The 24835-nt window shown below is 62.3% G+C and carries 25 protein-coding genes; 13 read left to right on the top strand and 12 right to left on the bottom strand.

All coding sequences use genetic code 11. The annotated features are described in order from the left end of the window. Nucleotides 1-11: 11 nt before the first annotated feature. The 5 genes from gatA to ACP7AL_RS12020 all read right to left on the bottom strand — a co-directional run bounded on the left by gatA (nt 12) and on the right by ACP7AL_RS12020 (nt 3884). The gene (gatA, locus tag ACP7AL_RS12040) at nt 12-1490 is read right to left on the bottom strand and encodes an Asp-tRNA(Asn)/Glu-tRNA(Gln) amidotransferase subunit GatA (protein WP_425991555.1); all 1479 of its coding nucleotides are present in this window, start codon (nt 1488-1490) and stop codon (nt 12-14) included. Further along, nucleotides 1491-1679 carry a hypothetical protein gene (locus ACP7AL_RS12035; protein ID WP_006020902.1) on the bottom strand — a complete coding sequence of 63 codons (189 nt, stop codon included), beginning with the start codon at nt 1677-1679 and terminating at the stop codon, nt 1491-1493. Nucleotides 1680-1696: 17 nt separating this feature from the next. Further along, the gene (gene gatC / locus ACP7AL_RS12030; RefSeq protein ID WP_024921462.1) at nt 1697-1984 is read right to left on the bottom strand and encodes an Asp-tRNA(Asn)/Glu-tRNA(Gln) amidotransferase subunit GatC; all 288 of its coding nucleotides are present in this window, start codon (nt 1982-1984) and stop codon (nt 1697-1699) included. 127 nt (nt 1985-2111) lie between these two features. Beyond that, on the bottom strand, nt 2112-2687 hold the full coding sequence (locus ACP7AL_RS12025; RefSeq protein WP_425991552.1) for a carboxymuconolactone decarboxylase family protein: 576 nt from the start codon (nt 2685-2687) through the stop codon (nt 2112-2114). Between the two features lie 18 nt (nt 2688-2705). Then, entirely contained in the window at nt 2706-3884 is a 1179-nt protein-coding gene (locus ACP7AL_RS12020) for a YbfB/YjiJ family MFS transporter (RefSeq protein WP_425991550.1), read from the bottom strand. Nucleotides 3885-4048: 164 nt separating this feature from the next. Here ACP7AL_RS12020 and ACP7AL_RS12015 point away from each other — a divergent pair, with 164 nt between their 5' ends. From ACP7AL_RS12015 to ACP7AL_RS12005, 3 genes are all read left to right on the top strand, one after another. Then, nucleotides 4049-4939 carry a LysR family transcriptional regulator gene (locus ACP7AL_RS12015; RefSeq protein ID WP_425991548.1) on the top strand — a complete coding sequence of 297 codons (891 nt, stop codon included), beginning with the start codon at nt 4049-4051 and terminating at the stop codon, nt 4937-4939. Nucleotides 4940-5005: 66 nt separating this feature from the next. Continuing rightward, complete coding sequence (ruvX, locus tag ACP7AL_RS12010; RefSeq protein ID WP_425991546.1) at nt 5006-5497, top strand: Holliday junction resolvase RuvX; 492 nt, start codon at nt 5006-5008, stop codon at nt 5495-5497. Nucleotides 5498-5500: 3 nt separating this feature from the next. Continuing rightward, nucleotides 5501-6427, top strand: coding sequence for an AEC family transporter (locus ACP7AL_RS12005; protein WP_425991544.1), 927 nt, complete (start codon nt 5501-5503; stop codon nt 6425-6427). A 3-nt stretch (nt 6428-6430) separates the two neighbouring features. Here ACP7AL_RS12005 and ACP7AL_RS12000 read toward each other — a convergent pair whose 3' ends face one another. The 3 genes from ACP7AL_RS12000 to ACP7AL_RS11990 all read right to left on the bottom strand — a co-directional run bounded on the left by ACP7AL_RS12000 (nt 6431) and on the right by ACP7AL_RS11990 (nt 9280). Further along, on the bottom strand, nt 6431-7213 hold the full coding sequence (locus ACP7AL_RS12000) for a CPBP family intramembrane glutamic endopeptidase (protein WP_425991542.1): 783 nt from the start codon (nt 7211-7213) through the stop codon (nt 6431-6433). A gap of 83 nt (nt 7214-7296) precedes the next feature. After that, nucleotides 7297-8946: an acyl-CoA dehydrogenase family protein gene (locus tag ACP7AL_RS11995; protein ID WP_425991540.1), complete on the bottom strand. Its 1650-nt coding sequence runs from the start codon at nt 8944-8946 to the stop codon at nt 7297-7299. A 64-nt stretch (nt 8947-9010) separates the two neighbouring features. Further along, nucleotides 9011-9280 carry a hypothetical protein gene (locus tag ACP7AL_RS11990; protein ID WP_006020911.1) on the bottom strand — a complete coding sequence of 90 codons (270 nt, stop codon included), beginning with the start codon at nt 9278-9280 and terminating at the stop codon, nt 9011-9013. 276 nt (nt 9281-9556) lie between these two features. Between ACP7AL_RS11990 and ACP7AL_RS11985 the strand changes: the two genes are divergently transcribed. Further along, entirely contained in the window at nt 9557-9718 is a 162-nt protein-coding gene (locus tag ACP7AL_RS11985) for a Flp family type IVb pilin (RefSeq protein WP_006020912.1), read from the top strand. Between the two features lie 22 nt (nt 9719-9740). Here ACP7AL_RS11985 and ACP7AL_RS11980 read toward each other — a convergent pair whose 3' ends face one another. Further along, nucleotides 9741-10487 carry a M15 family metallopeptidase gene (locus tag ACP7AL_RS11980; protein ID WP_425991537.1) on the bottom strand — a complete coding sequence of 249 codons (747 nt, stop codon included), beginning with the start codon at nt 10485-10487 and terminating at the stop codon, nt 9741-9743. Nucleotides 10488-10670: 183 nt separating this feature from the next. Between ACP7AL_RS11980 and ACP7AL_RS11975 the strand changes: the two genes are divergently transcribed. The 3 genes from ACP7AL_RS11975 to plsY are packed head-to-tail and all read left to right on the top strand — an operon-like array spanning nt 10671 to nt 13582. Then, complete coding sequence (locus ACP7AL_RS11975; RefSeq protein ID WP_006020914.1) at nt 10671-11624, top strand: aspartate carbamoyltransferase catalytic subunit; 954 nt, start codon at nt 10671-10673, stop codon at nt 11622-11624. A gap of 5 nt (nt 11625-11629) precedes the next feature. Next, nucleotides 11630-12931, top strand: a complete 1302-nt coding sequence (locus tag ACP7AL_RS11970; protein WP_425991535.1) for a dihydroorotase — start codon at nt 11630-11632, stop codon at nt 12929-12931. 42 nt (nt 12932-12973) lie between these two features. Further along, entirely contained in the window at nt 12974-13582 is a 609-nt protein-coding gene (plsY, locus tag ACP7AL_RS11965; RefSeq protein ID WP_006020916.1) for a glycerol-3-phosphate 1-O-acyltransferase PlsY, read from the top strand. A gap of 23 nt (nt 13583-13605) precedes the next feature. Here plsY and ACP7AL_RS11960 read toward each other — a convergent pair whose 3' ends face one another. Further along, nucleotides 13606-15174, bottom strand: coding sequence for a DUF6798 domain-containing protein (locus ACP7AL_RS11960; RefSeq protein ID WP_425991532.1), 1569 nt, complete (start codon nt 15172-15174; stop codon nt 13606-13608). A 211-nt stretch (nt 15175-15385) separates the two neighbouring features. On the opposite strand from ACP7AL_RS11960, the gene dprA reads away from it, so the two are divergent. After that, nucleotides 15386-16510 (top strand): DNA-processing protein DprA, encoded by a 1125-nt coding sequence (gene dprA / locus ACP7AL_RS11955; RefSeq protein WP_425991530.1) that lies wholly within the window; start codon nt 15386-15388, stop codon nt 16508-16510. Here dprA and ACP7AL_RS11950 read toward each other — a convergent pair whose 3' ends face one another. Beyond that, nucleotides 16511-17284 carry an SDR family NAD(P)-dependent oxidoreductase gene (locus tag ACP7AL_RS11950; protein WP_006020919.1) on the bottom strand — a complete coding sequence of 258 codons (774 nt, stop codon included), beginning with the start codon at nt 17282-17284 and terminating at the stop codon, nt 16511-16513. It abuts the gene before it with no gap. A gap of 114 nt (nt 17285-17398) precedes the next feature. Here ACP7AL_RS11950 and ACP7AL_RS11945 point away from each other — a divergent pair, with 114 nt between their 5' ends. Beyond that, a complete protein-coding gene (locus ACP7AL_RS11945; RefSeq protein WP_425991528.1) occupies nt 17399-17848 on the top strand; it encodes a winged helix-turn-helix transcriptional regulator in 450 nt (149 codons plus the stop codon). On the opposite strand, the gene ACP7AL_RS11940 is transcribed toward ACP7AL_RS11945, so the two are convergent. Further along, entirely contained in the window at nt 17845-18063 is a 219-nt protein-coding gene (locus tag ACP7AL_RS11940; RefSeq protein WP_425991526.1) for a hypothetical protein, read from the bottom strand. The two genes, ACP7AL_RS11945 and ACP7AL_RS11940, sit on opposite strands and share 4 nt — an antisense overlap. Nucleotides 18064-18309: 246 nt before the next feature. On the opposite strand from ACP7AL_RS11940, the gene topA reads away from it, so the two are divergent. The 4 genes from topA to ACP7AL_RS11920 are packed head-to-tail and all read left to right on the top strand — an operon-like array spanning nt 18310 to nt 24658. Continuing rightward, entirely contained in the window at nt 18310-21081 is a 2772-nt protein-coding gene (gene topA / locus ACP7AL_RS11935; protein ID WP_425991524.1) for a type I DNA topoisomerase, read from the top strand. After that, nucleotides 21081-23408 carry a ribonuclease R gene (rnr, locus tag ACP7AL_RS11930; RefSeq protein WP_425991522.1) on the top strand — a complete coding sequence of 776 codons (2328 nt, stop codon included), beginning with the start codon at nt 21081-21083 and terminating at the stop codon, nt 23406-23408. Before topA ends, rnr begins: the two co-directional genes overlap by 1 nt. A 51-nt stretch (nt 23409-23459) precedes the next feature. Continuing rightward, a complete protein-coding gene (locus ACP7AL_RS11925; RefSeq protein WP_425991521.1) occupies nt 23460-23927 on the top strand; it encodes a DUF983 domain-containing protein in 468 nt (155 codons plus the stop codon). After that, a complete protein-coding gene (locus ACP7AL_RS11920; protein ID WP_425991519.1) occupies nt 23924-24658 on the top strand; it encodes an NUDIX hydrolase in 735 nt (244 codons plus the stop codon). The genes ACP7AL_RS11925 and ACP7AL_RS11920 overlap by 4 nt, the downstream gene beginning before the upstream one ends. The last annotated feature ends 177 nt before the right edge of the window (nt 24659-24835 follow it).

Raw genomic sequence — 24835 nt, 5'->3', positions numbered from 1 at the left:
CCCGCAAAGCGTCACGCCCACCATTTCCTGGCGGTGAAGTGGCCTGCCGACTGCTCGATTACGTCGCCGAGCGAGAACAGCGTCTCTTCATCGAACGGCCGGCCGATCAGTTGCAGGCCGAGCGGCAGCCCCTGCCCGTCGGTGCCCGCAGGTACTGCGATGCCGGGCAGACCCGCCATGTTCACGGTCACCGTGAAGATGTCGTTGAGATACATCTCGATCGGATCGGCCTTGCCCTTCTCGCCGATACCGAATGCCGACGATGGTGTCGCCGGCGTCAGGATAGCGTGGACGCCTTTCGCGAACACGTCCTCGAAGTCCTTCTTGATCAGGGTGCGGACCTTCTGCGCGCGCAGATAGTACGCGTCATAATATCCGGCCGAGAGCACGTAAGTACCGATCATGACACGGCGGCGAACCTCCGCGCCGAACCCCTCTGCGCGGGTGTTCTCGTACATCTCGACAATGTTCTTGCCGTTGACTCGCGCGCCGTAGCGCACGCCATCGTACCGCGCGAGATTGGATGAGGCTTCAGCGGGCGCGACGACGTAGTAAGCCGGCAGCGCATACTTCGTGTGCGGCAGCGAGACCTCGACCAGTTCGGCGCCCGCGGCCTTCAGCCAGTCGGCGCCCTGCGCCCACAGCTTGTCGATTTCGCCGGACATCCCGTCGAGCCGGTACTCTTTCGGAATACCGATCTTCATTCCCTTCACCGACTTGCCGATGGCGGCTTCGTAATCCGGCACGGGCCGATCAACCGAGGTCGTATCCTTCGGATCGTGACCCGCCATCGAGCGCATCAGGATCGCGGTGTCGCGCACCGTGCGCGCGAACGGTCCGGCCTGATCGAGCGATGAGGCAAACGCCACGATGCCCCAGCGCGAGCAGCGGCCATAGGTCGGCTTGATGCCGACGATGCCGGTAAACGCCGCCGGCTGGCGGATCGAGCCGCCGGTGTCAGTGCCGGTTGCGCCGAGACACAGGTTCGCCGCCACCGCCGATGCCGAACCTCCCGATGAACCGCCGGGAACGAGGCTGGCATCCGAGCCTTCGCGCCGCCACGGATTGACCACCGGTCCTAACGCCGAGGTCTCGTTGGACGACCCCATCGCGAATTCGTCGCAGTTGAGCTTGCCCAGCATCACCGCGCCGTCGCGCCAGAGCTGAGAGGTCACGGTGGATTCGTACTGGGGAATGAAATTGCCGAGAATCTTCGAGCACGCCGTGGCCCGCACCCCATTAGTGGCAAACAGATCCTTGATCCCGAGTGGAATGCCCGCGAGCGGGCCAGCCTCGCCTTTCGCGATCGTCGCGTCCGCCGCGCGCGCCTGTTCGCGCGCCTGCTCCGGTGTCTCCAGCACATAAGCGTTGAGCACACGCGCCTTTTCCATCGCGGCGAGATGCGCGTCGGTCAGTTCCAGTGCCGTGAAGGATTTCTGCGTCAGCCCCTCGCGGGCGTCGGCGAGCGTCAGTGAAGTCAGGTCGGTCATTTATTCTTCAATCGGATCGCAAATAAAGGGAGACTTGTTTTTCTTGGATTGCGCCGCCTCGGCTTCGAGCATGTCGATCACCGCGTCGATAGCCTTGTCCGGATCGACATTCTTTCCCTGCCGCTCCATCTCGTCGAGATAGGTCATGTAGGCCGCATAAGCCTTCTCGTCGCTGCACAACAGGCACATGGCGTTTGCCTCGGGTTCTATTCGACGACTTTGGGCACCAGGAAGAAGTGATCTTCGGTGGCGGGCGCATTGGCGAGGACCTTGTCCGGTATCTCGCCGTCGCTGACGACGTCCGCGCGCTTTTTCATCTCCATCGGCGTGACAGAGGTCATCGGGTCGACGCCGTCGATGTTCACCTCGGACAATTGCTCGACGAAGGCCAGCATCGCGTTGAGCTCCCCCTGCAGATGGGAAACTTCGTCTTCCTTCACGGCGATGCGCGCAAGATGCGCAATCCGGCGGACGGTGGCGGCATCGACTGACATATTCCGGAGACTCCAGGGACGGCGGCCCAATTCAGGCTGCCGTATAGAGCATTTTCCGGCAAAGTGGAATCCGGTTTAGGGGCCGAAATACGCCAATAAAACGAGCGGCTTGCCGGATGCCACGGACCTATAGAGGCAGCGCCGGCAAGGCGGCCACGCCATCCTTCACTTCCGGCGGCGTGTGCGCGACATTCAGCACCAGCGAAACGGTGATGAAATAGCCGATCAGGCCGGTGAGATCGATCACTCCCCGTTCGCCGAATCGCTCCACCGCGGCGGCATACGTGGCATCGCAGACACCGTGATGGGCCATGAGTTCCTGCGTGAAGTCATAAACCAGGGCTTCGTCGGGATGCATATTGTTTGGCCTGCGCCCGCAGCGCAATGCCTCGATGGTCTCCGCGCTGCTGCCTTCCTTCATGGCCAGAGGGACATGCGTGAACCATTCGAACTGCTGGGTGCAGGCGCGCGACACCACACACATCGTGAATTCGGAAATCCTCGGCGGCAGGCTGCTGTCGAAACGGATGTACTCACCCACACGCTGCAACCGGTCCATCAATAGCGGGCTGCGCAACAGGGCAATGAACGGACCTTTGACCGCCTTGCGCGGCCCCGCGATCAAAGCTTCCGCGGCCGTCTTCTGAACGGCGTCCATTTCCTCCAGCTTGAGGGGCGGCATGCGGTCGGGATGTTGGTGCATCGATCTCTCCTGCGGATTTCAACCAGCGTCGCCCGAGGCACGTGCGCTCAGGCCAAGTGTAAAACTGCTTGCCGCCAGCGCAAACGCTGCGATCAGGCTGGGCCATGTGAGACCACCGTGGAACAGATTCACGGTGAGAGGTCCAATGATTTGCCCGAGGGCGAACGCGGCGGTGTAGACAGCGATCAGCCGCGGTGCCTGCGTGCCGCCCAGACGACGCGCCTCCTGAACGCCCGCCATGGTGATGACCATGAAGGTGCCGCCGACACAAAGCGCCGAAAACAGCAGGACGTAGAGATTGACCGCCAGCACCGGCGCGATAACGCCGATGGCCAGCACCCATTGTCCGTAAGCCCAAAGCCGCCGCGGCGAGCGTCCCGGAAAAAAGCGTGCGGCAAGAGCGGTCGATATCGCAGCCGCAGCCCCGAACACCGGCCACACCCAACTGAACACCGCAGGATTCGTGATCACCTCGCGTGCCAGCGCCGGCAGGAAGGTCGCAGGAATGATGTAGCCGAAACCGAAAGCGCCATAACAGAGCGCCGCGAGCCATGCCTGAGCGGACAGCGGCGTATGCCCCGCCCCGACCGCCGCTGGAGCGTGCGCGCCATCATTCGCAAGCCGGCGCCATAACGTGAATGCGAAAACCGCAGCCGTTGCGCCAAGAACGATCCACGTCGCGCGCGATCCCCACGCGGTCACGCCCGCGACAAGGCTGATCAAACCGGCGAAGCAGATCCCCACGCCAACGCCGGAGAACACCCGCCCCGACCATGCCGCCTTGCCGAGATGCATGAGAATAGGCATCGCCCAAGCGGATACACCGACCAGAACGAAGGCGCTCGCCGCGCCCGCAAGAAAACGCAGTACGAGCCATAGCCAGAAATCGTTCGTCGCCGCCATGCCGAGCGTAAACACCGCAATCGACGTCAGGCCCCATTGAATCGCGCGCGAAGGCGCGGGCGGTGCGGAAATGCAGATCACCGCTCCGACCAGATAACCCACGTAATTCGCCGTCGCGAGCCAGCCGCCCTGCACCAGGGTCAAGCCGGCATCCTGCTGCATTAGTGGCAGCAACGGTGTGAAGGCGAAGCGGCCAATCCCCATCGCAACCGCGAGGCCGATCAGCCCGGTCCATACAGCGGTGACGGCTCTGGGTGGCGTGGAAAAAGCAGCGGGTGCGGCGGTAGACGACATGGCGGACCTGATTGGCAACATTACGCGGCTGATGTTCCCAGGAGCCGCGGCTTGAATCTAATCCCCAGAAGAGTACGCTGATTTTCAATTCCTGAATAATGAATAATTGAGAACATCTTGTTCTCGATTTGGAAATATCGACGGTCGCACCGGAGAACAGAACGATGAACTTCGCCGATTTGCAGATCTTCAAGACGGTTGTCGAGGAAGGCGGGATCGTCAAGGCGGCGCAGAAGCTGCACCGCGTTCCTTCCAACATCACCACGCGTATCAAACACCTAGAGAGCGCGGTGGGCATCCCGCTGTTCCACCGCAACCGGCAGCGCCTGCACCTGTCGCCGAGCGGTGAATTGCTGCTGGGTTATGCCGCGCGGCTGATCGATCTTTCCGAAGAGGCGCGCCATGTTGTCTCCGGCACCGCGCCGCAAGGCTTGCTGAAACTGGGATCGCTGGAAAGCACAACCGCCAGCCGCCTCCCCGCTGTGCTCGCCGAGTTTCACCGCCGCTATCCCGATGTGCGCCTCGAACTCACAACCGGCACCAACGATGCCCTGGTCAATGCGGTGACCGAACGGCGGCTTGATGCCGCGTTCATCGCCGAACCTCCGTCGTCGCGGACGCTTTCCCATCTGCCGGTGTTTCGCGAGCGATTGATGGTGATCTCAAGTCTTGACCACGAGCCGATCAGAAACGCGCGCGATGCCGAAGGACAGAGCCTGATCGCCTTCCCCGACGGCTGCGCCTATCGCCGCGTCCTGCAGCGCTGGCTCACGCGCGACAGCCTGACCACCTCACGGGTGCTGGACTTAAGTTCGTACCACGCGATCGTCGCCTGCGTCGCAGCCGGCGCAGGGATTGCCCTGATGCCGGAGGCCGTGCTCGACGCCATGCCGCTGACGCGCGTGCGCCGTAACCCGATCCCCCGCGCCCAAAGCGATATCGTCACGCCGCTGATCTGGCGGAAGGGTGAAATTTCTCCTCCGGTGCTGGCGCTGCGTACGCTCATGGCCTCGGTCGGCACGGCGCCGAAGCGGCGTGTGAAGCAGAACGCCTGAGCCGGCTGATCCCGGACGCCTGCCTGAGGCTTTGCAACGCAAGCACCTCGCGTGATAAGCGAAGCCATGCCTGCATCCATCCACCCGCTGATCGAGGCCGCCGCCCTCTGGCCTGCACGAGGAGCCCTGATCGGGCTCGACCTCGGCACCAAAACCATCGGCGTTGCGGTGTCCGACCCGGATCGCAAACTGGCGACCGGCATCGAGACCATTCAGCGCAAGACCTTCACCGCCGACGCCAAACAGCTGCTCAGCCTGTCCGCCGAGCGCAATGTCGTGGGCTTCATCCTGGGTCTGCCGATCAACATGGACGGCAGCGAAGGCCCGCGCGCGCAATCGACACGCGCCTTTGCCCGGAATTTCGCGAAGCTCACGGATCTTGCCATCGGCCTGTGGGACGAACGGCTGTCCACTGTCGCCGTCGAACGCGAACTGATCGACATGGACATGAGCCGCGCCAAGCGCGCCAAGGTGATCGACGAACACGCGGCGATCTTCATTCTGCAGGGCGCGCTGGACCGGCTCGCGACATTGCGCAAGGCGGCCGGAGACCTTTGATCGATGCTAACGATTATTGCGGCTATCGTGCCGATCTTCCTGCTGATCGTGATGGGTTTCGTTCTCCGCCGCGTTCTCGTGAAGGAAGAGTCCCACTGGGTCGGCACCGAGCAGCTCGTCTACTACGTCCTGTTCCCCGCGCTGCTGTTTCGGACGCTGAGCCGCGCGAAACTTTCCGAGGTTCCGCTGTTCGGTGTCGGCGGCGCGCTGCTGATCGCGGTGCTGCTGATGGCAACGCTCTGTCTGGCATTGCGGCCGGTCCTGATGAAGCGGCTTGGCGTCAGCGGCCCATCGTTCACCTCGATCTTTCAGTGTTCTTGCAGGTGGCAGACCTATGTCGCACTGGCCGTCGCCGGAAATCTCTACGGCGATATCGGGCTCACCCTCGCCTCCGTGGCGATGGTGGCGATGATTCCCATCCTGAACGTCCTGTCGGTCTGGGTGCTGGCGCATTACGCCGCGCCGACGCGGCTGTCATGGGGGCGCATTCTGCTCACGATTGCGCAAAATCCCTTCATCTGGGCCTGCGCGCTCGGGCTGGCCGCCAACCTGATTGGCCTCAAGCTTCCGACATGGATCGATGAATTCATCGACGCACTCGGCCGCTCCTCACTCGCCATCGGCCTTCTCGTTGTCGGCGCGGGACTGCAACTCAAGGGCGTGCTGCGGCCCGACGCGCCGGCGCTGCTGTCATGTGCGCTGAAGCTTGTCGTGATGCCGATCTTCGCAATCTCGCTCGGGCTGGCTTTCGGACTGTCGGGAACGAACCTCGCGATTGTCGCCTGCTGCGCCTCGGTGCCGACCGCATCGAGCGCCTATCTGCTCGCGCGGCAAATGGGCGGCGATGCCCCGCTGGTTGCGGAAATCCTGACCTTGCAGACGGCGCTCGCCGTCATCACCATGCCAATTGCGATTGCGCTGGTGACGTGACGCTCAGGAGTTGTTCGCCAGCCAGATGGTCTGGATCGTTGCGGCAAGATTGTTGAGCCCGTGCAGGATCACCGTCAGCCATGTCGAGTTGCTTCGGTAGCGCAGATAACCGAGCAGCAATCCGATTGAAAACACCTGCGCCAGAAAGAACCAGTTGTATTGCAGGTGCATCAGCGTCCACACGGCCGATGACAGCAGGATTGCGCCTGCCGGGCGCAGAAACGATTCCGACCAGCCGCGATAAAGAAACCCGCGGGCGAAGAACTCTTCGACAATCGGCGCCGCCACACAGAATGCGAAAACCAGAATCCACAGCGCGCCGTCGGCCCGCGCCGTTTTCAGGACATCCGTCATGAAGCCGGGTGACGACTCGCGGCCGGCTACGCGGCTGATCACCTCCCACGCCACCATCAGCAGCACCATGCTCGCCACACCTGTTGCGAGCGTGCGCCACGACGGCCAGCGCAACGCCAGATAGTCCGCGAACGGCGTCCGCGACAGCCGCGTCGCAAGCCACAGCATGGCAAGGATGGCCGGCAATCCCATGATGACCGAGAGCGAAATGATCCGCCCGTTCGTCAGCAACGCCGTCATGGCGCTGGTGTCCATCGGTTCGCCGCTGGTGACGAGAAAATATGCGACCACCGCGACCTGCCCGGCGAACATCGCACCGAACAGCGCCACACCCCACAGGCTGGTGCCGATGAATTTCCAGACCCGAGGCTCGCGGCTTTTGCCCGGCGGCGACACGGGAGCGGCGTCGGCAGGGCTTTCAGCAGCAGTCATCGTCAAATCTCCGGTTTATTGGTCGCCTCGGAACCGATTCTGACGAGCAGTGATTAATGATCCATTCCGTGATTGCGGAACAATCACGTTGGCAAGGCGCGATCGAGCAGCCCGCGAATGTCGTCGCTGGCGAGATCGACCGCACCGTAGAGATTGCCGTGGTTTGCATCGAGCCGCGTCGCCGCGAACAGTTCGGCATGCTTCGGCGAGACCTCATTGAGCGCAGCGGTTGCCGCGACCAGCGCAAGCGTTTCCACGGCAAGCCGCGCAACGCGCTCCGCGTCGGGCTGACGAAACGACTTCGCGATGAAGCCGACCGCCCCGACCACACCGGGTAGCCCCTTGGTCTGCTCGACAAGACCGCGCAGCACATCCGCCGCTGCTTCCGCCTCACGCGACAGCGCGCGCAACACATCGAGGCACATCACGTTGCCCGAGCCTTCCCAGATCGCGTTGACCGGGGACTCCCGGTAATGCCGCGCCAGGATGCCCTCCTCGACATAGCCGTTGCCGCCGAGGCATTCCATTGCCTCGTAGAGAAATCCCGGCGCGCTCTTGCAGGTCCAGTATTTCACCACCGGCGTCAGCAGCCGCATGTAGGCAGCTTCTGCCTTGTCGGTGGGCGCGCGGTCGAACGACCGGCACAGCCGCATCACCAGCGCGGTGGAGGCTTCCACATGCAGCGCCATGTCGGCGAGCACGCTGCGCATCAGCGGCTGGTCGGCGAGATGTTTCTGGAACACGCTGCGATGGCGGGCGTGATGCAGCGCATGCGCCAGACCGGAGCGCATCAGCCCGGCAGACGCCAGCGAACAATCCTGCCGGGTCAGCGAGACCATTTGAATGATTGTGGGCACACCACGGCCCTCTTCACCGAGGCGCAACGCGTAGGCGTTCTCGAACACCACCTCTGAGGACGCATTGGAGCGGTTGCCGAGCTTGTCCTTCAGGCGCTGGAAGTGAATGCCGTTGACCGAACCGTCCGGCGCAAAACGCGGCATGAAGAAACAGGTCAGCCCGCCTTCCGTCTGCGCCAGCACGAGGAATGCATCGCACATCGGCGCCGACATGAACCACTTGTGCCCGGTGATGCGATAGGCGTCGCCGTCACGCACCGCCCGCGTGATGTTCGCGCGCACATCTGTGCCGCCCTGCTTTTCGGTCATGCCCATACCCATGGTCATGCCGCGCTTGGTCCACCACGGAACGAATGCGGGATCGTAGCTGCGGGTGCCGAGCACCGGCATCACCTTTGCGCGTAGCGCCGGATCGACCGCCAGCGCGCCGACCGCGGCGCGCGTCATGGTGATCGGGCATAGATGCCCGGTCTCGACCTGCGAGGCGATGAAGAACTTTGCGCCGCGAACGACCTCGGACGCTCCGCCCGCGGTCTCGCCATTCGCGTTCCAGGTCGAGTTGTGAATGCCGGCGTGGGCGCTGTGCGCCATCAGTTCATGATACGCAGGATGAAACTCGACCTCGTCTCGGCGGAAGCCGCGCGCATCGAAGGTCTTCAGCTTCGGTGTGTTTTCATTGGCGATGCGGCCACGCTGCGCCATCGCCGCCGAGCCCCAGTGCTTGCCGAAATCGGCGAGCTCCGCCGCTGCACCCTCACCGCCATTCGCCGCAACAGCTTCCGCGAGCGGGCGATCGAGCGAATACAGATCGACGTCTTCCAACGGCGGCGACTGGTTGAAAACTTCGGTCGTGGCGGACAGGATCGATTGCGTCATGTGTCGTTCTCGCAGTTGAGAACAACAGGTTACACTGGAACGCGGCGCGTTTCACGCCATCCTGTTACGGAATATTGTGCGGAGCCGGTTCTTTGCTGGAGGGCTCTTTCGCCTGCGGAAGATCGTCATAACCGCGACGGCTTGAATAGAACGTCAGCGCCATCAGGCCGAAACCGATCACAAGCGAGAAGAAAATCCCCAGTCCCATGGCGATGTAGCCATGGATCGACATCTGCACATCGGAGTGTGCAACCCAGCCTTGCCACGCCCACCATATCGTGGCCGCCAGGATAGCCAGAAGAACTGTCGTGACTGCAATCGCGCCCCTGCTCATGGCGAGGCCTTTCTGCATCCGGCACACGGGTCGTGCGTCTTCATCAAAGCTATGCTGGAGGAGTGGAAATTCAAGCCCGAAGGGATGATCATCAGACGTCTTGAGCTTCGTGCTTTCGCGTCCGCGATGGCATCGTGTTGAACTTCGCGCCGATCGCAGTCGGCAATTTCTGCCGCTCGGGTTCCATCGCAACTGCGACAATTCGTACGCAATAGAACCGAGTTTCCGCGCAAGCCTTTACCGCAAATTCAGGGTTCCCGAGAGATACTGCCCGGTATGAAAACCATTCAGCGTTTCATCAAAGACGAATCCGGCGCCACCGCCATAGAATATGGGCTGATCGCTGCCGGCATTGCATTGGCAATTATTGCTGCCGTGAACGGCCTGGGCACGAAGCTCAATACCAAGTTCACCAACATCAACGCGTCGATCAAGTAACGACGCCCAAACGCGCCGACCTTTACGGCCGGCGCGTGACCGGGAAATCGAAAGCCGTATTCCCAGGTCCAGGCAAAGAAAAGTGCCACCATTCGAGCCTGTAGTTGACGAAGCCATGCCTGGCCATCGCGTTCACCAGCGTCCCGCGCCACTTGCGCTGCTGCGCAGTGATTGCCTTTGAGCCCGTATGCGCGATCTCGTCCGAGCAGTCGTAGCCGGTGCCCATGTCGACGCTGTTGTCAGGTGCGCGACGGTTTTGCGGTCCGGTGCAATAGGCATAGTCGGCCCTTGGATCGAACGGCGCAGCCTTTGACACGGGCAATTGCACCAGCGTGATATCCACCGCCTTGCCGGTCGAATGGCCGGAATGTCTGGCGATGTAGCCTAAGCGAAACAGATCGGCCTTGCGCATCTTCGGATTATAGCGGCGCTGCTCCGGCGTCTCGCGTCCGTCCTGCGCCCACGCATACATGTCGTCCACCGCGCGCTGCGGGCGATAGCAGTCGTACACCTTGAGCGACAGCCCGCGCGGCTTCAGATCCTGCTGCACACGTTTCAGCGCGGCGCCGACGCTGCGGGTGACAATGCACTCGCCCGCCTCGTAGCCGTTCAGCACGCGTCCGACGAAATTGTTCGCCGTGGCGTAGCGCATGTCCTGCACGATGGTCGGATCGATATCGCGCAGATAGACAAAATCCGCAGGCAACGGCTGAGCCGCCGCCGCAGACACCCCAAGGCCACCCAGCAGGATCGCAGTTGTAAGTCTCATGACCCGGTTCGTTATTCTGCCGCCGGGTCGAGCCCGGCCATGACGGCGAAAATACGATAGAAACAATGCTCCGCAGCATGCTTTCGAGCCATTTACCCTGCCCGGACATCAGCGGGGGAAAACTCTCCAGCGGCCGAATCCGCCTTGCTCCGCCGGGCAACTCTGCCTATAGCTCTTGCTTTAATGACAACTGCATCGAAATCGACTTTCGTCCTCGGACACCGGCATTTGCTGGGCATCGAGGGCCTTTCCGCGGCCGATATCAGCGGCCTTCTGGACCTTTCCGAAGAGTTCGTCGAACTAAACCGGCAGGTCGACAAGAAGCGCACCAATCTGCGCGGCCGAACCCAGGTCAATCTGTTCTTTGAAGCGTCCACACGCACCCAGTCCTCGTTCGAAATCGCGGGCAAGCGCCTCGGCGCGGACGTGATGAACATGTCGGTGTCGTCGTCCTCGATCCGCAAGGGCGAGACGCTGATGGACACTGCGGTGACACTCAACGCCATGCATCCGGACATTCTGGTGGTGCGCCATCATGCGTCCGGCGCAGTGGAACTGCTCGCCCAGAAAGTCGACGGCTCGGTTATTAACGCCGGTGACGGCGCGCATGAGCATCCGACCCAGGCACTGCTCGACGCGCTCACCATCCGCCGCAACAAGGGCCGGCTCGAAGGTCTGCTGGTCGCCATCTGCGGCGACGTGCTGCATTCGCGGGTCGCGCGCTCCAACATCATCCTGCTGAACGCCATGGGCGCGCGCGTCCGCGTGGTCGCGCCCTCCACGCTGCTGCCGCCCGGCATCGAGCGCATGGGTGTCGAGGTCGCCCGCGACATGCGCGAAGGCCTCGAAGGCGCGGATATCGTGATGATGCTGCGATTGCAGCGCGAGCGCATGAACGGCTCGTTCATTCCCTCGAGTCAGGAATACTTCCATTATTACGGCCTCGACCAGAAGAAGCTCGCCTATGCCAAGCCGGACGCGCTGGTGATGCATCCAGGGCCGATGAACCGCGGAGTCGAGATCGACTCCATTGTGGCGGACGGCGCGCAGTCGCTGATCCGCGAACAGGTCGAAATGGGTGTGGCGGTGCGCATGGCAGTGCTCGAAGCACTGGCTCGCAACCTGCCTAACGCGTGAAGCAAATGCGCACAGATCGACGCCCCATCCTGCTCGCCAACGCCCGCCTGATCGATCCTTCCCGCGATCTCGACGGTCCCGGTGACGTGCTGATTGCCGACGGCATGATCCGCGACGCGCGCCGCGGCATAGGCGCAGCGGGCGTTCCCGAAGGCACAGACATTATTAACTGCGCCGGCAAGGTGGTCGCCCCCGGCCTGGTCGACATGCGCGCCTTCGTCGGGGAACCCGGCGCTGGCCATCGCGAGACCTTTGCCTCGGCGAGCCTCGCGGCTGCCGCAGGCGGCATCACCACCATCGTCTGCCAGCCCGACACCAATCCCGTGATCGACAACTCCGCGACCGTGGATTTCATCCTCCGCCGCGCCCGCGATACCGCGATCGTCAACATTCATCCCATGGCCGCGCTGACCAAGGGCATGAAGGGCGGCGAAATGACCGAGATCGGCCTGCTCAAGGCGGCCGGCGCGGTCGCTTTCACCGATGGCGATAAGAGCGTGATGAATGCGCTGGTGATGCGCCGCGCGCTGACCTACGCCCGCGATTTCGATGCGCTGATCGTGCAGCACACCGAAGACCCGGACCTCGTCGGCGAAGGCGTCATGAACGAAGGCGAACTCGCGTCACGGCTCGGCCTGTTCGGAATCCCGAATGCGTCCGAGGCTGTCGTGCTCGAACGCGACATGCGTCTCGTCGCGCTGACCGGCGGGCGCTATCACGCAGCTTCGCTGACTTGCACCGACTCGCTCGATATTCTCAGGCGCGCACGCGAGGCCGGCCTGAACGTCAGTGCATCGGCCTCGATCAATCACCTGACCCTGAACGAAAACGACATCGGCCCGTACCGCACGTTCCTCAAGGTGTCGCCGCCGCTGCGCACCGAACAGGATCGCACCGCGCTCGTCGCCGCCGTCGCATCGGGGCTGATCGACGTCATCATGTCGGACCACAATCCGCAGGACGTCGAGGTCAAGCGCCTGCCATTCGCCGAGGCTGCCGCCGGCGCTATCGGTCTGGAGACCATGCTGTCCGCGGGATTGCGCCTGGTTCACTCCGGCGACATCGAGCTCAAGACGCTCATTCGCGCCATGTCCACACGCCCTGCCGAACTGCTTGGCCTGCCCGGCGGCTCGCTGCGTCCCGGTTCTCCTGCGGACATGATCGTGATCGATCTCGATACGCCGTGGGTGCTCGATCCGGCCGACTTGAAATCACAATGCAAGAACACACCGTTCGACGAGGCGCGTTTCACCGGCCGCGTCGCGCGCACCATCGTCGACGGACGCACCGTCTATGAGCATGTGTAAGCTCGGCCCGCGGCAGCGCTTGATTACGATATGTGAGGCATCATGAGCGGCTTTCTGACGGCCTTCGTGCTCAGTTTCGTGCTGGCCTTCCTGTTCGGCTATTTGTGCGGATCGATTCCATTCGGGTTGATCCTAACGAAACTCGCCGGCACGCAGGACCTGCGCTCGATCGGCTCAGGCAATATCGGCGCGACCAATGTGCTGCGCACCGGCAACAAGGGCCTCGCCGCCGCGACGCTGCTCGGCGATATGCTGAAAGGCACGATCGCCGTCATCGTCGCCGGGCATTTCGGCGGACCTAACGCCGCGATTGCCGCGGGCGTCGGCGCCTTCATAGGGCATCTTTTTCCGGTGTGGCTGAAGTTCAAGGGCGGCAAAGGCGTCGCGACCTATATCGGCGTGCTGCTTGGATTGTTCTGGCCTGCCGCACTCGCTTTCTGTGCAATCTGGATCGCGGTCGCGCTGATCTTCCGTTACTCGTCGCTGGCCGCGCTGGTCGCAAGCGTGGTTGTGCCGGTGATGCTGTTCTGGGCTCAGCACACAGCCCTCGCCGCCGTTTTCGCACTCATGACCGCCGCGCTCTGGATCATGCACCGCGCCAACATCCAGCGGCTGATGAACGGCACGGAGGGCAAGATCGGCAGCAAATAACGGAGCCTTTCAACCCCGACACACTACAGCGACGTCCGATCAAGCCTGAAGATTTTGGCCCGCCCGGCGGAGAACACCATTTCAAGCGGCGGGCATATTTCACCGGCCGGAATGTCTTTGTTTTCCAGCAGCACGTGCGTGACGGGATACAACCGCACCAATCTTCCAAGCGCAGCACAATTCAACGGCGCTTTTCCGCCCTGATCACCGAAGACTTCGCGCGCCAGCAGGACGCGCCGACGCCACTCCAGCACCTCGCGATCAAGATACGGGTGAGTTTTCCACGACACGAATTGCGCGCTCAGCGCATCGAGCCGAAATTTTTGATTGAAAGGATCGGTCAGATAGACATCACCCGGCCTATGGTTGCGCTGCAGGAACTCAACGTATTCAGGCACTCCTTGATCACGGTAGCTTTTAAACTTCGCCACCGCTTCCTTTCCTGCAACAAATAACGCGAGCAGGATAACCACGCCACCTGCCACTGCCATACCTCGCCGAAATGGTGATCCAAACGACAGTTCTCCAAGCCGCGCCAATATGACAAGCATCGAGACAGGGACAAGAATAATCGACGCGCGCCAAGGCGCGACAAGCGCGAGACCAGCCGCGCCGGTTGAGATAACAACGAGAGTTCCGGCTACTGCCCAGACAAGAAGTGCAGCAAGGGTGTTTCGGAGCAAACCGCGCGGTGCCAGCCATATGCCGACGATCACCAGACCAAGCTTCGCGTAAGCCTCGCCTCTCAACCAGCGGGCAGGATCGGAATGCTGGGGTATACGCTCAAACGCGATAATGCCCGCAGCCTCCCGGAAGGTCGCGTAATCGGTGGGCGCAAACCGTAATGCCAGATCAACCTGCGGGACGATGATTAACGCGATGGCCACGAGTTTCGTACTCAGGTTGAGTCGCGACGCACCATCTGACAGCATCATGCTTCCGGCGACGATGAGCGAAAGCATCGCATACCCTCCGTGGATCGCGGCAGGGACAGCGGCTGCAACAAGCGCAAAGTTTCTAAATCCGGCAAGCGCAAGGGCGAATGACGCAAGAAAAAGCACGCCGAATTCCGAGGGCTGAAGATATCCTCCGATGAGATACTGATCAGCGACGCCATATCCGAGAAGAACTGGCGCGCTGGCGTGCGCGAGGAGAACAAGTGCTCCAGTGAGCAACAGCTGGAAGGAAGCGGACTGACCAGCTTGTCCCGCGAGGCGAAGCGCCAGAGAGAAGCATGACCAAAAGAGGCAGGTCAGCAATCCGATCTCAACGACATAGAACAGGATCGGGTGACCAAAACGAGCGACTAAAAAAACAAGACCTGAAAAAACGGGAAGCCCGTCGACAGTCCCCGCGGTCCAGTCTGCGCCAAGCCGTTCTGGAAAGGCCCTGGCCATGCCATGCAGAAACTTTGTGTTCTGGTTTGACTCATAAAGAAAATACGTCGCTGTCGCCAGGCAGAACAGAACACTGCCGATCACGCATATCCATACCTTGACGAAACCGGCCGAAATCTGGCCGATGCCTGATAGTTTGCGAGTTGGGTGATTGGGATCAGGAAAATACTCGGGCGCAGTATTGGATACGCTCATAAGCAATTCTCAGCATTCCAACCGAATAATTCGGCTTCACCGAAATAAAAGGCAGCCAGGGCAACCGTTCAAAAAGCATCGGTAAGGCTTATGCGATCTGGCCGCAATCCTCAAAAGATTGCCCGTTTGTCGCGGTTGATCCGCTCGAACGCGCAAGTCGGGATTGTCCGGCCAGCCAAGTTGCGCGACACTCCCGTCCACGGGGGGCCGCGTGGACATCAGGACTTCAGCCACGACCAGACTGACCGACGCGCAGCGCATCGACTGGCTGCGGCTGATCCGTTCCGACAATGTCGGACCACGCACTTTCCGCTCCCTCGTCAATCACTTCGGCAGTGCACGCGCGGCACTCGACCGCCTGCCCGATCTGGCCCAGCGCGGCGGCGCCGCCAGGGTGGGCCGCATCTGCACGCAGGCTGAGGCCGAGCGGGAGATCGAGAACAGCCGGCGGATTGGCGTCGCTCTGCTCGCGCCGGGTGAGTATGGCTATCCGCCGCGCCTCGCCCTGATCGACGACTCCCCACCACTGCTCGGCGTACGCGGCGTCTTGAATGTCCAGACTCAGCCGATGATCGGCATCGTCGGCTCGCGCAACGCGTCCGGCGCGGGACTGAAGTTCGCGCAAACCATCGCGCGAGATCTCGGCAATGCCGGCTTTGCGATCGCCTCCGGTCTGGCACGCGGCATCGATCAGGCCGCGCATCGCGTCACGCTCGATACCGGCACCGTCGCGGTGCTCGCGGGCGGACATGACAAGATCTATCCGGCGGAGCACGAAGATTTGCTGGCGGCAATCATCGCGTCAGGCAGCGGCGCGATTTCCGAAATGCCGCTCGGCCATGGTCCACGCGCGCGCGATTTCCCCCGCCGCAACCGGCTGATCTCGGGTGTCTCGCTTGGAGTCATTATTGTGGAGGCTGCGCATCGCTCGGGCTCGCTGATCACCGCGCGCTTCGCCAATGAACAGGGCCGCGAGGTGTTCGCCGTGCCGGGCTCGCCGCTTGATCCGCGCGCGGCAGGAACCAACGATCTGATCAAACAGGGCGCGACGCTGGTGACGGAAGCTGCCGACGTGATCAACGCGGTTCAGCCGATCATGGGGCGTCCGGTCGAATTGCCGATGAGCGAGCCGGAAGACGGCCGACCGGTGGATGACGAGCCCGCCGCCAGTGACCGCGCGCGGATTCTCAACCTGCTCGGTCCCTCGCCCATCGGTATCGACGATCTTATCCGCATGAGCGATGTTTCCCCCGCCGTGGTCCGCACCGTCCTGCTCGAGCTTGAGCTGGCAGGACGGCTGGAACGCCACGGCGGCGGAATGGTCTCGCTTTTATGATTACCCGCGATAGATCGGCGCGCCGGCGGGCGATGCGGTCGAACCGCCGTCGATGAAGATTTCCTGGCCCTGTACATGCGCGGCATCGTCGGACGCGAGGAACAGAACGGTCTTCGAGATGTGGTCGACCTCGCCCATCCGTCCGAGCGGCGTGCTCGCGGAAATCCGCTTTTCCAGCATCTTCTCGGCTTCAGGCGTCGCGATGCCAGGCCCCCAGATCGGCGTGCGCGTGGCACCTGGCGAAACAACGTTGACACGGATGCCGCGGGGCGAAAGTTCGGACGCCATCACGCGCGCCATCGCGCGTACGCCGGCCTTGGTCGCGGCATAGGCCGAATAGCCCGGATTGCCGAGAACCGAGATGACCGAACCGTTGAGAATAATCGAGCCGTTGTCGTTCAGGTGTGCCACGGCCGCCTGCACCGTGAAGAACACAGCCGTGAGATTGGTCTTGATGACATTCTCAAACGCCGCGAGCGTGGTGCCGCCAACCGGCGTGTTGCCCGCGATGCCTGCATTGGCAAACACGATGTCCAGCTTGCCGAATTTCTTCACCGCCTGCGCGACCGCGCCTTCGAGTTGTGCAACATCCGTGGCATCGGCTTTAACGCCGAACCCGTTCGGCCCGAGTTCCTTCACCGCAGCATCGAGTCTGGCCTGATCGCGGCCGGTGATCACCACACGCGCCCCTTCGGCCACGAACAGCTTTGCGGTCGCCAGACCGATTCCGCTGTTGCCGCCCGTGATAAATGCCGTTTTTCCTTTAAGCCTCATGGAACGCTCCTGTTTTGATCAGCTTGGTTTCTGGTTTCATAATAAAACTACTCTTGCTGACTAGCGCTTCTGGTTCTATAATGCAACCACAATTGCGTGATCGGAGGTCAAGCTGTGAAACGAAAGAGTCTTGAGGGCGATGTATGCCCTATCGCGCGGACGCTCGACGCCATCGGCGACTGGTGGTCGCTGCTGATCATTCGTGACGCGCTGATGGGAGCACGGCGCTTCAGCCAGTTTCAGAAAAATCTCGGTGTGGCGAAGAACATTCTGGCCGTGCGGCTGAGGACGCTCGTGGCACAGGGCATTCTTGAGGTGAAGCCCGCTTCTGACGGCAGCGCGTATCAGGACTATGTGCCGACCACGAAGGCCCGTGCGCTGTTTCCGGTGCTGGTCGCAATGCGCCAGTGGGGTGAGGAATATGCCGTTAAACCGGGCGAAAGTTGCAGCTCACTGGTCGACAAGCAGGACGGATTGCCGCTCAGCAAGCTTCAGATCCTGGCCCATGACGGCCGCCCGATCGATCAGGCGGACACCAAGGTCATTGCTCCCGCGGCCACCTAGAATTTACCGCCGGTCAGTTGCCGGCGGACAATGTCATCCGCTTCGAGTTGCGCCATGTCGAGCAGGTGCGCCAGCATATCGAGGTGGTGCCGGCGCGAGAGCTGGACCAACTCCGCAACCGCCCCTGAAATGAAGCTCGCCGCCTCGGCCGGACCGCCATCCCTGGCGACGGAATCGGCCTGCACGAAATCGCTGCGACTGTCGCGAGCGGCCATCCGCACAGACCCCTTCCTACGCGAGAATCGATCAATTTAAGAGTATTCTATAATAATACACGCATAAGATGTACAATCACAAGTACCCATAAACTGCAACTTATGCGCGAAATTTAGCTCCGGTTACGGCCTCATCACGGATCCCCATTTGACAGCGGACCCCCTTTTACCCATGTATCGGCCAAGCCAGCCTGATGGAATCTTGCGATTCCGGCCCGCATACCCCCGTTAAGTTATTGGAATCAAATGAATCTCGTCATTGTCGAGTCGCCTGCCAAGGCCAAGACGATCAACAAGTATTTGGGCTCCTCCTACGAGGTTTTGGCCTCGTACGGTCACGTCCGCGACCTTCCGGCCAAGAATGGATCGGTCGATCCGGAGGCCGATTTCCAGATGATCTGGGAAACCGACCCCAAAGCCGCCGGCCGTCTCAACGATATCGCCAAGGCGCTCAAGGGTGCCGACAAGCTGATCCTCGCAACCGACCCTGATCGCGAGGGCGAAGCGATCTCCTGGCACGTCCTGGAGATCATGAAGCAGAAGCGCGCGCTCAAGGATCAGAAGATCGAGCGCGTCGTCTTCAACGCAATCACCAAACAGGCCGTCACCGAGGCCATGAAGAATCCGCGCCAGATCGACGGCGCACTGGTCGATGCGTATCTGGCGCGCCGCGCGCTGGATTATCTCGTCGGCTTTACCCTCTCCCCCGTTCTCTGGCGCAAGCTGCCCGGCGCACGCTCCGCCGGCCGCGTGCAGTCCGTCGCGTTGCGGCTGGTCTGCGACCGCGAACTCGAAATCGAGAAGTTCGTCCCGCGCGAGTACTGGTCGCTGCTTGCGACATTGGCGACCCCGCGTGGCGAATCCTTCGAGGCGCGCCTTGTCGGCGCCGACGGCAAGAAGATTCAGCGCCTCGACATTGGCAGCGGCGCGGAAGCCGAAGATTTCAAGAAAGCGCTTGAAGCTGCGAACTTCACCGTCACAACGGTCGAGGCCAAGCCCGCACGGCGCAATCCGCAGTCCCCGTTTACGACATCGACCCTGCAGCAGGAAGCCAGCCGCAAGCTCGGCTTCGCGCCCGCGCACACCATGCGCATCGCGCAGCGCCTTTATGAAGGTATCGATATCGGCGGCGAGACCACCGGTCTCATTACTTATATGCGTACGGACGGCGTGCAGATCGACCCTTCGGCGATCACGCAGGCACGCAAGGTGATCGGTGAGGACTACGGCAAAGCCTATGTGCCGGACTCGCCGCGCCAGTACACCTCAAAGGCGAAGAACGCGCAGGAAGCCCACGAAGCCATCCGCCCGACCGATCTGTCGCGCCGTCCTTCATCGCTGAAATCCAGACTTGATAACGATCAGGCCCGGCTCTATGAGCTGATCTGGATGCGCACCATTGCAAGCCAGATGGAATCCGCCGAGATGGAGCGCACCACGGTGGACATCACCGGCAAGGTCGGTGCGCGCGTGCTCGAATTGCGCGCCACCGGTCAGGTCGTTAAGTTCGACGGCTTCCTCGCTGTGTATCAGGAAGGCCGCGACGACGATCCGGAAGACGAGGACTCAAAGCGCCTGCCCGTCATCAATGAGGGCGAAGCACTCAAGCGCGAGGGGCTCAACGTCAGCCAGCACTTCACCGAACCGCCGCCGCGCTTCTCGGAAGCCTCGCTCGTGAAGCGCATGGAAGAACTCGGCATCGGCCGTCCTTCCACCTATGCCTCGATCATTCAGGTACTGAAGGATCGCGGCTATGTGAAGCTCGAGAAGAAGCGTCTGCACGGCGAGGATAAGGGCCGCGTCGTGGTGGCGTTCCTCGAGAACTATTTCGCGCGCTACGTCGAGTTCGATTTCACCGCCGACCTCGAGGAAAAACTCGACCTGATCTCGAACAACGAGATTTCCTGGAAGCAGGTGCTGACGGATTTCTGGAAGGACTTCATCGGCGCGGTCAACGAGATCAAGGACGTCCGAGTCACCGAAGTGCTCGACGTGCTCGACGCCATGCTCGGCGAACACATCTACGAGCCGCGCGCCGACGGCGGCGACCCGCGCCAGTGCCCGAGCTGCGGCACCGGCAAGCTCAACCTCAAGGCCGGCAAGTTCGGCGCCTTTGTCGGTTGCTCGAATTATCCCGAGTGCCGTTACACGCGCCCCCTCGCCGCATCGAGCGGATCGAGCGATCGCCCGCTCGGCAAGGATCCGGTGTCGGGCCTCGAAGTTGCAGTCAAGGCCGGGCGCTTTGGCCCCTACATCCAGCTCGGCGAGCCCAAGGACTACGGCGAGGACGAGAAGCCGAAGCGTGCGGGCATTCCGAAGAACATGTCGCCTGCCGATGTTGAACTCGAGCTTGCGCTGAAGCTGCTCTCGCTGCCGCGCGATATCGGACCGCATCCGGAAGACGGCGAAATCATCACAGCCGGCATCGGGCGCTTTGGTCCGTTCGTGCGCCATGGCAAAACCTACGCAAGCCTCGAAGCTGGCGACGAGGTGTATACCGTCGGCCTCAACCGTGCGGTGACGCTGATCGCCGAAAAGATCGCCAAGGGTCCGAGCCGTCGGTTTGGCGCTGATCCCGGCAAGGAGGTCGGCGACTACCCCGCGCGCGGCGGCAAGATCATGCTCAAGAAGGGCCGCTACGGCGCCTACGTCACCATCGACGGCATCAATGCGACCATCCCCGACAGCATCGAGCCGGAGAAGCTGACCATCGAGGAAGCCATCGCGCTGATCGAGGAACGTGCGGCAAAGACCGGCGGCAAGCCGAAGCGCGCCGCCAAGAAGGCCGCGAAGAAGAGGCCCGCAAAGGCCGCCGCCGCGAATGGCGCAGCCGAATCCGAGGCACCTGCGAAGAAACCCGCGGCCAAGAAAGCCGCAGCGAAAAAGGCTACGCCGAAGAAGGAAGCCGCGGAGCCTGTGTCGCTGACAGAGGCGGCCAAGGCGAAGGCATCGAAGGTCGCCGCAGCCAAGGTCACGAAGGTCGCTGAAAAGAAGAGCGCCGGTAAAGCACGCGGATAATGAAAAAGAAAAGCGACGCGACGACTGCCTTTCCCGACAGAGAGAGCATCGTCGCGTTCGTCAATGCGCATCCGGGCGAGGCCCGGACGCGCGACATAGCAAGGCATTTTGGACTGAAGAATGAATCGCGCGCCGAGTTGCGGCGCGCATTGCGCGATCTCGCCGATGAAGGCGCGATCGCAAAAGAGGGCCGCAAGGTCCGTGAACCCAAATCACTCCCACCCACCCTCGTCGCCGACATCACAGGCCGCGACAGCGACGGCGAGCTTATCGCCGCGCCCGCCGAATGGTTCGCCGCGGTCGATGGTCCGGCACCGGCCATTACAATTCATGTTCCGCGAAAGCCGAATCCCGGCACCGTCGCGGGTGTCGGTGACCGCGTGCTGCTGCGCGTGGAAAAACCGCGCAACAAGCATGAGACCTATAGCGGCCGTGTCATCAAGCTGCTCGACAAAACCCAGCACCGCGTCCTGGGAATTTACCGCGAGATGCCGAACGGCGACGGCCGGATGATCCCGGTCGACAAGAAACAGGCCGGACGCGATCTCGCCATCGCCGCCAAAGATTCCGGCGGCGCGCAGGATGGCGACCTGATCAGCGTCGAACTGATGCGCTCGCGCGGCTACGGACTGCCGTCCGGCCGGGTGAAGGAACGCCTCGGCTCGCTCAAGACTGAAAAAGCGGTAAGTCTGATTGCGATCCACGCGCATGACATCCCGCAGGAATTTCCTGCCGACGTCATCCGCGAATCCGAGGCCGCGAAGCCTGCGACGCTCGCGGGCCGTGAGGACTGGCGCGATGTTCCACTCGTCACCATCGATCCGCCGGACGCGAAGGACCACGACGACGCGGTTCATGCCGAACCGGACGCCGATCCGAACAACAAGGGCGGCTACATCGTCAATGTCGCCATCGCCGATGTCGCGTTCTATGTGCGGCCGCAATCGCCGCTGGACCGCGAGGCGCTCAGGCGCGGCAACTCGGTCTACTTCCCGGACCGCGTCGTGCCGATGCTTCCCGAGCGCATCTCCAATGATCTGTGCTCGTTGAAGCCAGGCGAGCCGCGCGGCGCGCTCGCCGTCCGCATGGTGATCGACAAGGATGGCCGCAAGCGCTCGCACACTTTCCATCGCGTGCTGATGCGCTCGGCGGCAAAACTGAACTACGCGCAGGCGCAGGCTGCCATCGACGGTCGCCCCGACGACACCACCGGTCCCCTGCTCGATCCGATCCTCAAGCCGCTCTGGACGGCCTATGCGCTGGTGAAGCGCGCCCGCGACGAGCGCGATCCGCTCGACCTCGACCTTCCCGAGCGCAAGATTCTGCTGAAAACCGACGGCACGGTCGATCGCGTGGCAACGCCGGAACGGCTCGATGCGCACCGGCTGATCGAGGAGTTCATGATCCTCGCCAACGTCGCCGCTGCGGAAACGCTTGAAAAAAAAACGCTGCCGCTGATCTATCGCGTGCACGACGAACCGACGGTCGAGAAGGTCCACAACCTCCGTGAGTTTCTCAAGACGCTGGAAATGCCGTTCTCTGCCACCGGCGCGCTGCGCCCCGCCGTCTTCAACCGCATCCTTGCGCAGGTGAAGGGACGCGACGCCGAGCCGCTGGTAAATGAGGTAGTCCTGCGCTCGCAGGCGCAGGCGGAGTATTCAGCGGACAATTACGGCCACTTCGGCCTCAATCTACGGCGTTACGCTCATTTCACATCGCCGATCCGCCGATACGCCGATCTGATCGTGCATCGCGCGCTGATCCGCGCGCTCGGGCTCGGTGAAGGCGCCCTTCCAGAAACCGAGACGTTTGAAACGCTTAGCGAAGTCGCTGCGGCCATTTCGCTCACCGAGCGCCGGGCGATGAAGGCCGAACGCGAAACCGCCGACCGGCTGATCGCGCATTTCCTCGCCGACCGCATCGGCGCGACATTCGAGGGGCGAATCTCGGGCGTCACCCGCGCAGGACTGTTCGTCAAACTGGCCGATACCGGCGCGGACGGCCTGATTCCCGTGCGCACCCTGGGAAGCGAGTATTACAACTATGACGAGACCCGCCATGCCCTGATCGGATCGCGCAGCGGTGCCATGCATCGATTAGGTGACGTGGTGCAGGTTCGTCTGGTAGAAGCTGCGCCTGTGGCTGGCGCGCTGCGGTTCGAACTGTTGTCCGAAGGACGAACCGCTCCCCGTGGCGGCCGTGTGCGCGACACCCGCGCCAGACCGCCCAATACCGGCGGCAAGGCACGGCCAGGGCGCAACAGCAAGAACGGAAAGAAATTGCGCAAACCTTCCCGCGAAACGCGCAAGTCGAAGAAGGAACGCTAGTGGATACGAGTGCTAGAATCGGACCACTCACGCCTTTCAAAGGAGCTGAACATGGAAAGCCGAACTATGCCCACCGAGACGTGGACGTCAGCCTCGCAGCCGCTGCCGAAGCGCGATGTTTGGCAGGCGATGGCGCGCGGGCTGCGCTGCCGCTGCCCGAACTGCGGGGAAGGCAGGGTCTTCCGCGCCTTCCTGAAAGTCGCCGACAACTGCTCGGTGTGTGGACAGGATTTCAGCGGACACCGCGCCGACGATCTTCCGGCTTACCTCGTCATCGTGATCGTCGGCCATATCATTGTGCCGATCGCGCTGTGGATCGAGACCGACTACGCACCATCCATCGCCCTTCAGCTTTCGGTCTATCTGCCGGTCACTCTCATCATGTCGCTCGTGTTGCTGCAACCCGTAAAGGGCGCTGTGGTCGGATTGCAATGGGCGTTCCGCATGCATGGCTTCGATGAGAGCCGCCCCGCGGACGTCGAAGAAGGTACGATTGCCAAGCTAACCGTGGTGAAATGAGCGAGCCCGAGAAAGAAGAGAAGGAAGACGACAGTCATCCTTACCGCCGCCCGAAAGATGCCGCGACACTGATCCTCGTCGATCGCAGCGGAAGCGTGCCCAAGGTCCTCGTCGGCAAGCGGCATGACAAAGTCATTTTCATGCCGGGAAAATTCGTGTTTCCCGGCGGCCGGGTCGATGCCACCGACAACAAGATTCCGGTGGCCGCGGAAATCCCCAAGGGACTTGAGAAGAAACTCATCGGCGGCAGTCCGAAGATCGCCCCTGCCCGCGCCCGCGCGCTGGCGGTGGCCGCCATTCGCGAGGCCTGTGAAGAAACCGGTCTTTGTCTGGGACGCAAAGTGGCGCGCATGAATGGCGCGGCGGCGAAACTGACCGGCGAATGGAAACCGTTCGCCGAGGCTGGCTTGCTGCCCGATCCGTCAGGACTGTTCCTCATCGCCCGCGCGATCACTCCGCCCGGCCGCGTCCGGCGGTTCGACACCCGATTTTTCACCGCCGATGCATCGTCGATCGCGCACCGGGTTGAAGGCGTCGTCCATGCCGATGCCGAACTCGTCGAACTGGTGTGGGTCGAACTCGGGTCACTGTCCCTCGCGGATCTTCACCAGATGACGAAGATGGTGCTGCGCGAACTGGACAAGCGCCTTGCACTGGGGCCGCTCTCCCATGCCGCCGAGGTGCCGTTCTTCCACTTCTACGGCGGAAAGATGCAGCGGGACGTCATTTGATCGCGCGCGGGTTCTCCGCAGCGCGCGGAGGCCTGAGGCTGTCATGACAACCGCCGTTGCGCCGGAACTGTCGGTCTCGGAGTGGCTCAACTCCGACACCCCGCTCACATTGTCTGGCCTTCGCGGACGCCCCGTTCTGCTTCACGTGCTGAGCGAAACCTGACCTACGGGTGGTGG

Source organism: Afipia sp. DC4300-2b1, from assembly GCF_049895725.1.
In the GTDB taxonomy this organism is placed as follows: Bacteria; Pseudomonadota; Alphaproteobacteria; order Rhizobiales; family Xanthobacteraceae; genus Afipia; species Afipia broomeae.
The sequence above is the reverse complement of the archived record's forward strand: the minus strand, read 5'-3'. Positions and strand labels throughout refer to the sequence as shown.

Coding starts and splice junctions, on each gene's coding strand:
- gatA (WP_425991555.1), bottom strand. CDS start 1,490: ATGACCGACCTGACTTCACTGACGCTCGCCGACGCCCGCGAGGGGCTG.
- ACP7AL_RS12035 (WP_006020902.1), bottom strand. CDS start 1,679: ATGTGCCTGTTGTGCAGCGACGAGAAGGCTTATGCGGCCTACATGACC.
- gatC (WP_024921462.1), bottom strand. CDS start 1,984: ATGTCAGTCGATGCCGCCACCGTCCGCCGGATTGCGCATCTTGCGCGC.
- ACP7AL_RS12025 (WP_425991552.1), bottom strand. CDS start 2,687: ATGCACCAACATCCCGACCGCATGCCGCCCCTCAAGCTGGAGGAAATG.
- ACP7AL_RS12020 (WP_425991550.1), bottom strand. CDS start 3,884: ATGTCGTCTACCGCCGCACCCGCTGCTTTTTCCACGCCACCCAGAGCC.
- ACP7AL_RS12015 (WP_425991548.1), top strand. CDS start 4,049: ATGAACTTCGCCGATTTGCAGATCTTCAAGACGGTTGTCGAGGAAGGC.
- ruvX (WP_425991546.1), top strand. CDS start 5,006: ATGCCTGCATCCATCCACCCGCTGATCGAGGCCGCCGCCCTCTGGCCT.
- ACP7AL_RS12005 (WP_425991544.1), top strand. CDS start 5,501: ATGCTAACGATTATTGCGGCTATCGTGCCGATCTTCCTGCTGATCGTG.
- ACP7AL_RS12000 (WP_425991542.1), bottom strand. CDS start 7,213: ATGACTGCTGCTGAAAGCCCTGCCGACGCCGCTCCCGTGTCGCCGCCG.
- ACP7AL_RS11995 (WP_425991540.1), bottom strand. CDS start 8,946: ATGACGCAATCGATCCTGTCCGCCACGACCGAAGTTTTCAACCAGTCG.
- ACP7AL_RS11990 (WP_006020911.1), bottom strand. CDS start 9,280: ATGAGCAGGGGCGCGATTGCAGTCACGACAGTTCTTCTGGCTATCCTG.
- ACP7AL_RS11985 (WP_006020912.1), top strand. CDS start 9,557: ATGAAAACCATTCAGCGTTTCATCAAAGACGAATCCGGCGCCACCGCC.
- ACP7AL_RS11980 (WP_425991537.1), bottom strand. CDS start 10,487: ATGAGACTTACAACTGCGATCCTGCTGGGTGGCCTTGGGGTGTCTGCG.
- ACP7AL_RS11975 (WP_006020914.1), top strand. CDS start 10,671: ATGACAACTGCATCGAAATCGACTTTCGTCCTCGGACACCGGCATTTG.
- ACP7AL_RS11970 (WP_425991535.1), top strand. CDS start 11,630: ATGCGCACAGATCGACGCCCCATCCTGCTCGCCAACGCCCGCCTGATC.
- plsY (WP_006020916.1), top strand. CDS start 12,974: ATGAGCGGCTTTCTGACGGCCTTCGTGCTCAGTTTCGTGCTGGCCTTC.
- ACP7AL_RS11960 (WP_425991532.1), bottom strand. CDS start 15,174: ATGAGCGTATCCAATACTGCGCCCGAGTATTTTCCTGATCCCAATCAC.
- ACP7AL_RS11950 (WP_006020919.1), bottom strand. CDS start 17,284: ATGAGGCTTAAAGGAAAAACGGCATTTATCACGGGCGGCAACAGCGGA.
- ACP7AL_RS11940 (WP_425991526.1), bottom strand. CDS start 18,063: ATGGCCGCTCGCGACAGTCGCAGCGATTTCGTGCAGGCCGATTCCGTC.
- topA (WP_425991524.1), top strand. CDS start 18,310: ATGAATCTCGTCATTGTCGAGTCGCCTGCCAAGGCCAAGACGATCAAC.
- rnr (WP_425991522.1), top strand. CDS start 21,081: ATGAAAAAGAAAAGCGACGCGACGACTGCCTTTCCCGACAGAGAGAGC.
- ACP7AL_RS11925 (WP_425991521.1), top strand. CDS start 23,460: ATGGAAAGCCGAACTATGCCCACCGAGACGTGGACGTCAGCCTCGCAG.
- ACP7AL_RS11920 (WP_425991519.1), top strand. CDS start 23,924: ATGAGCGAGCCCGAGAAAGAAGAGAAGGAAGACGACAGTCATCCTTAC.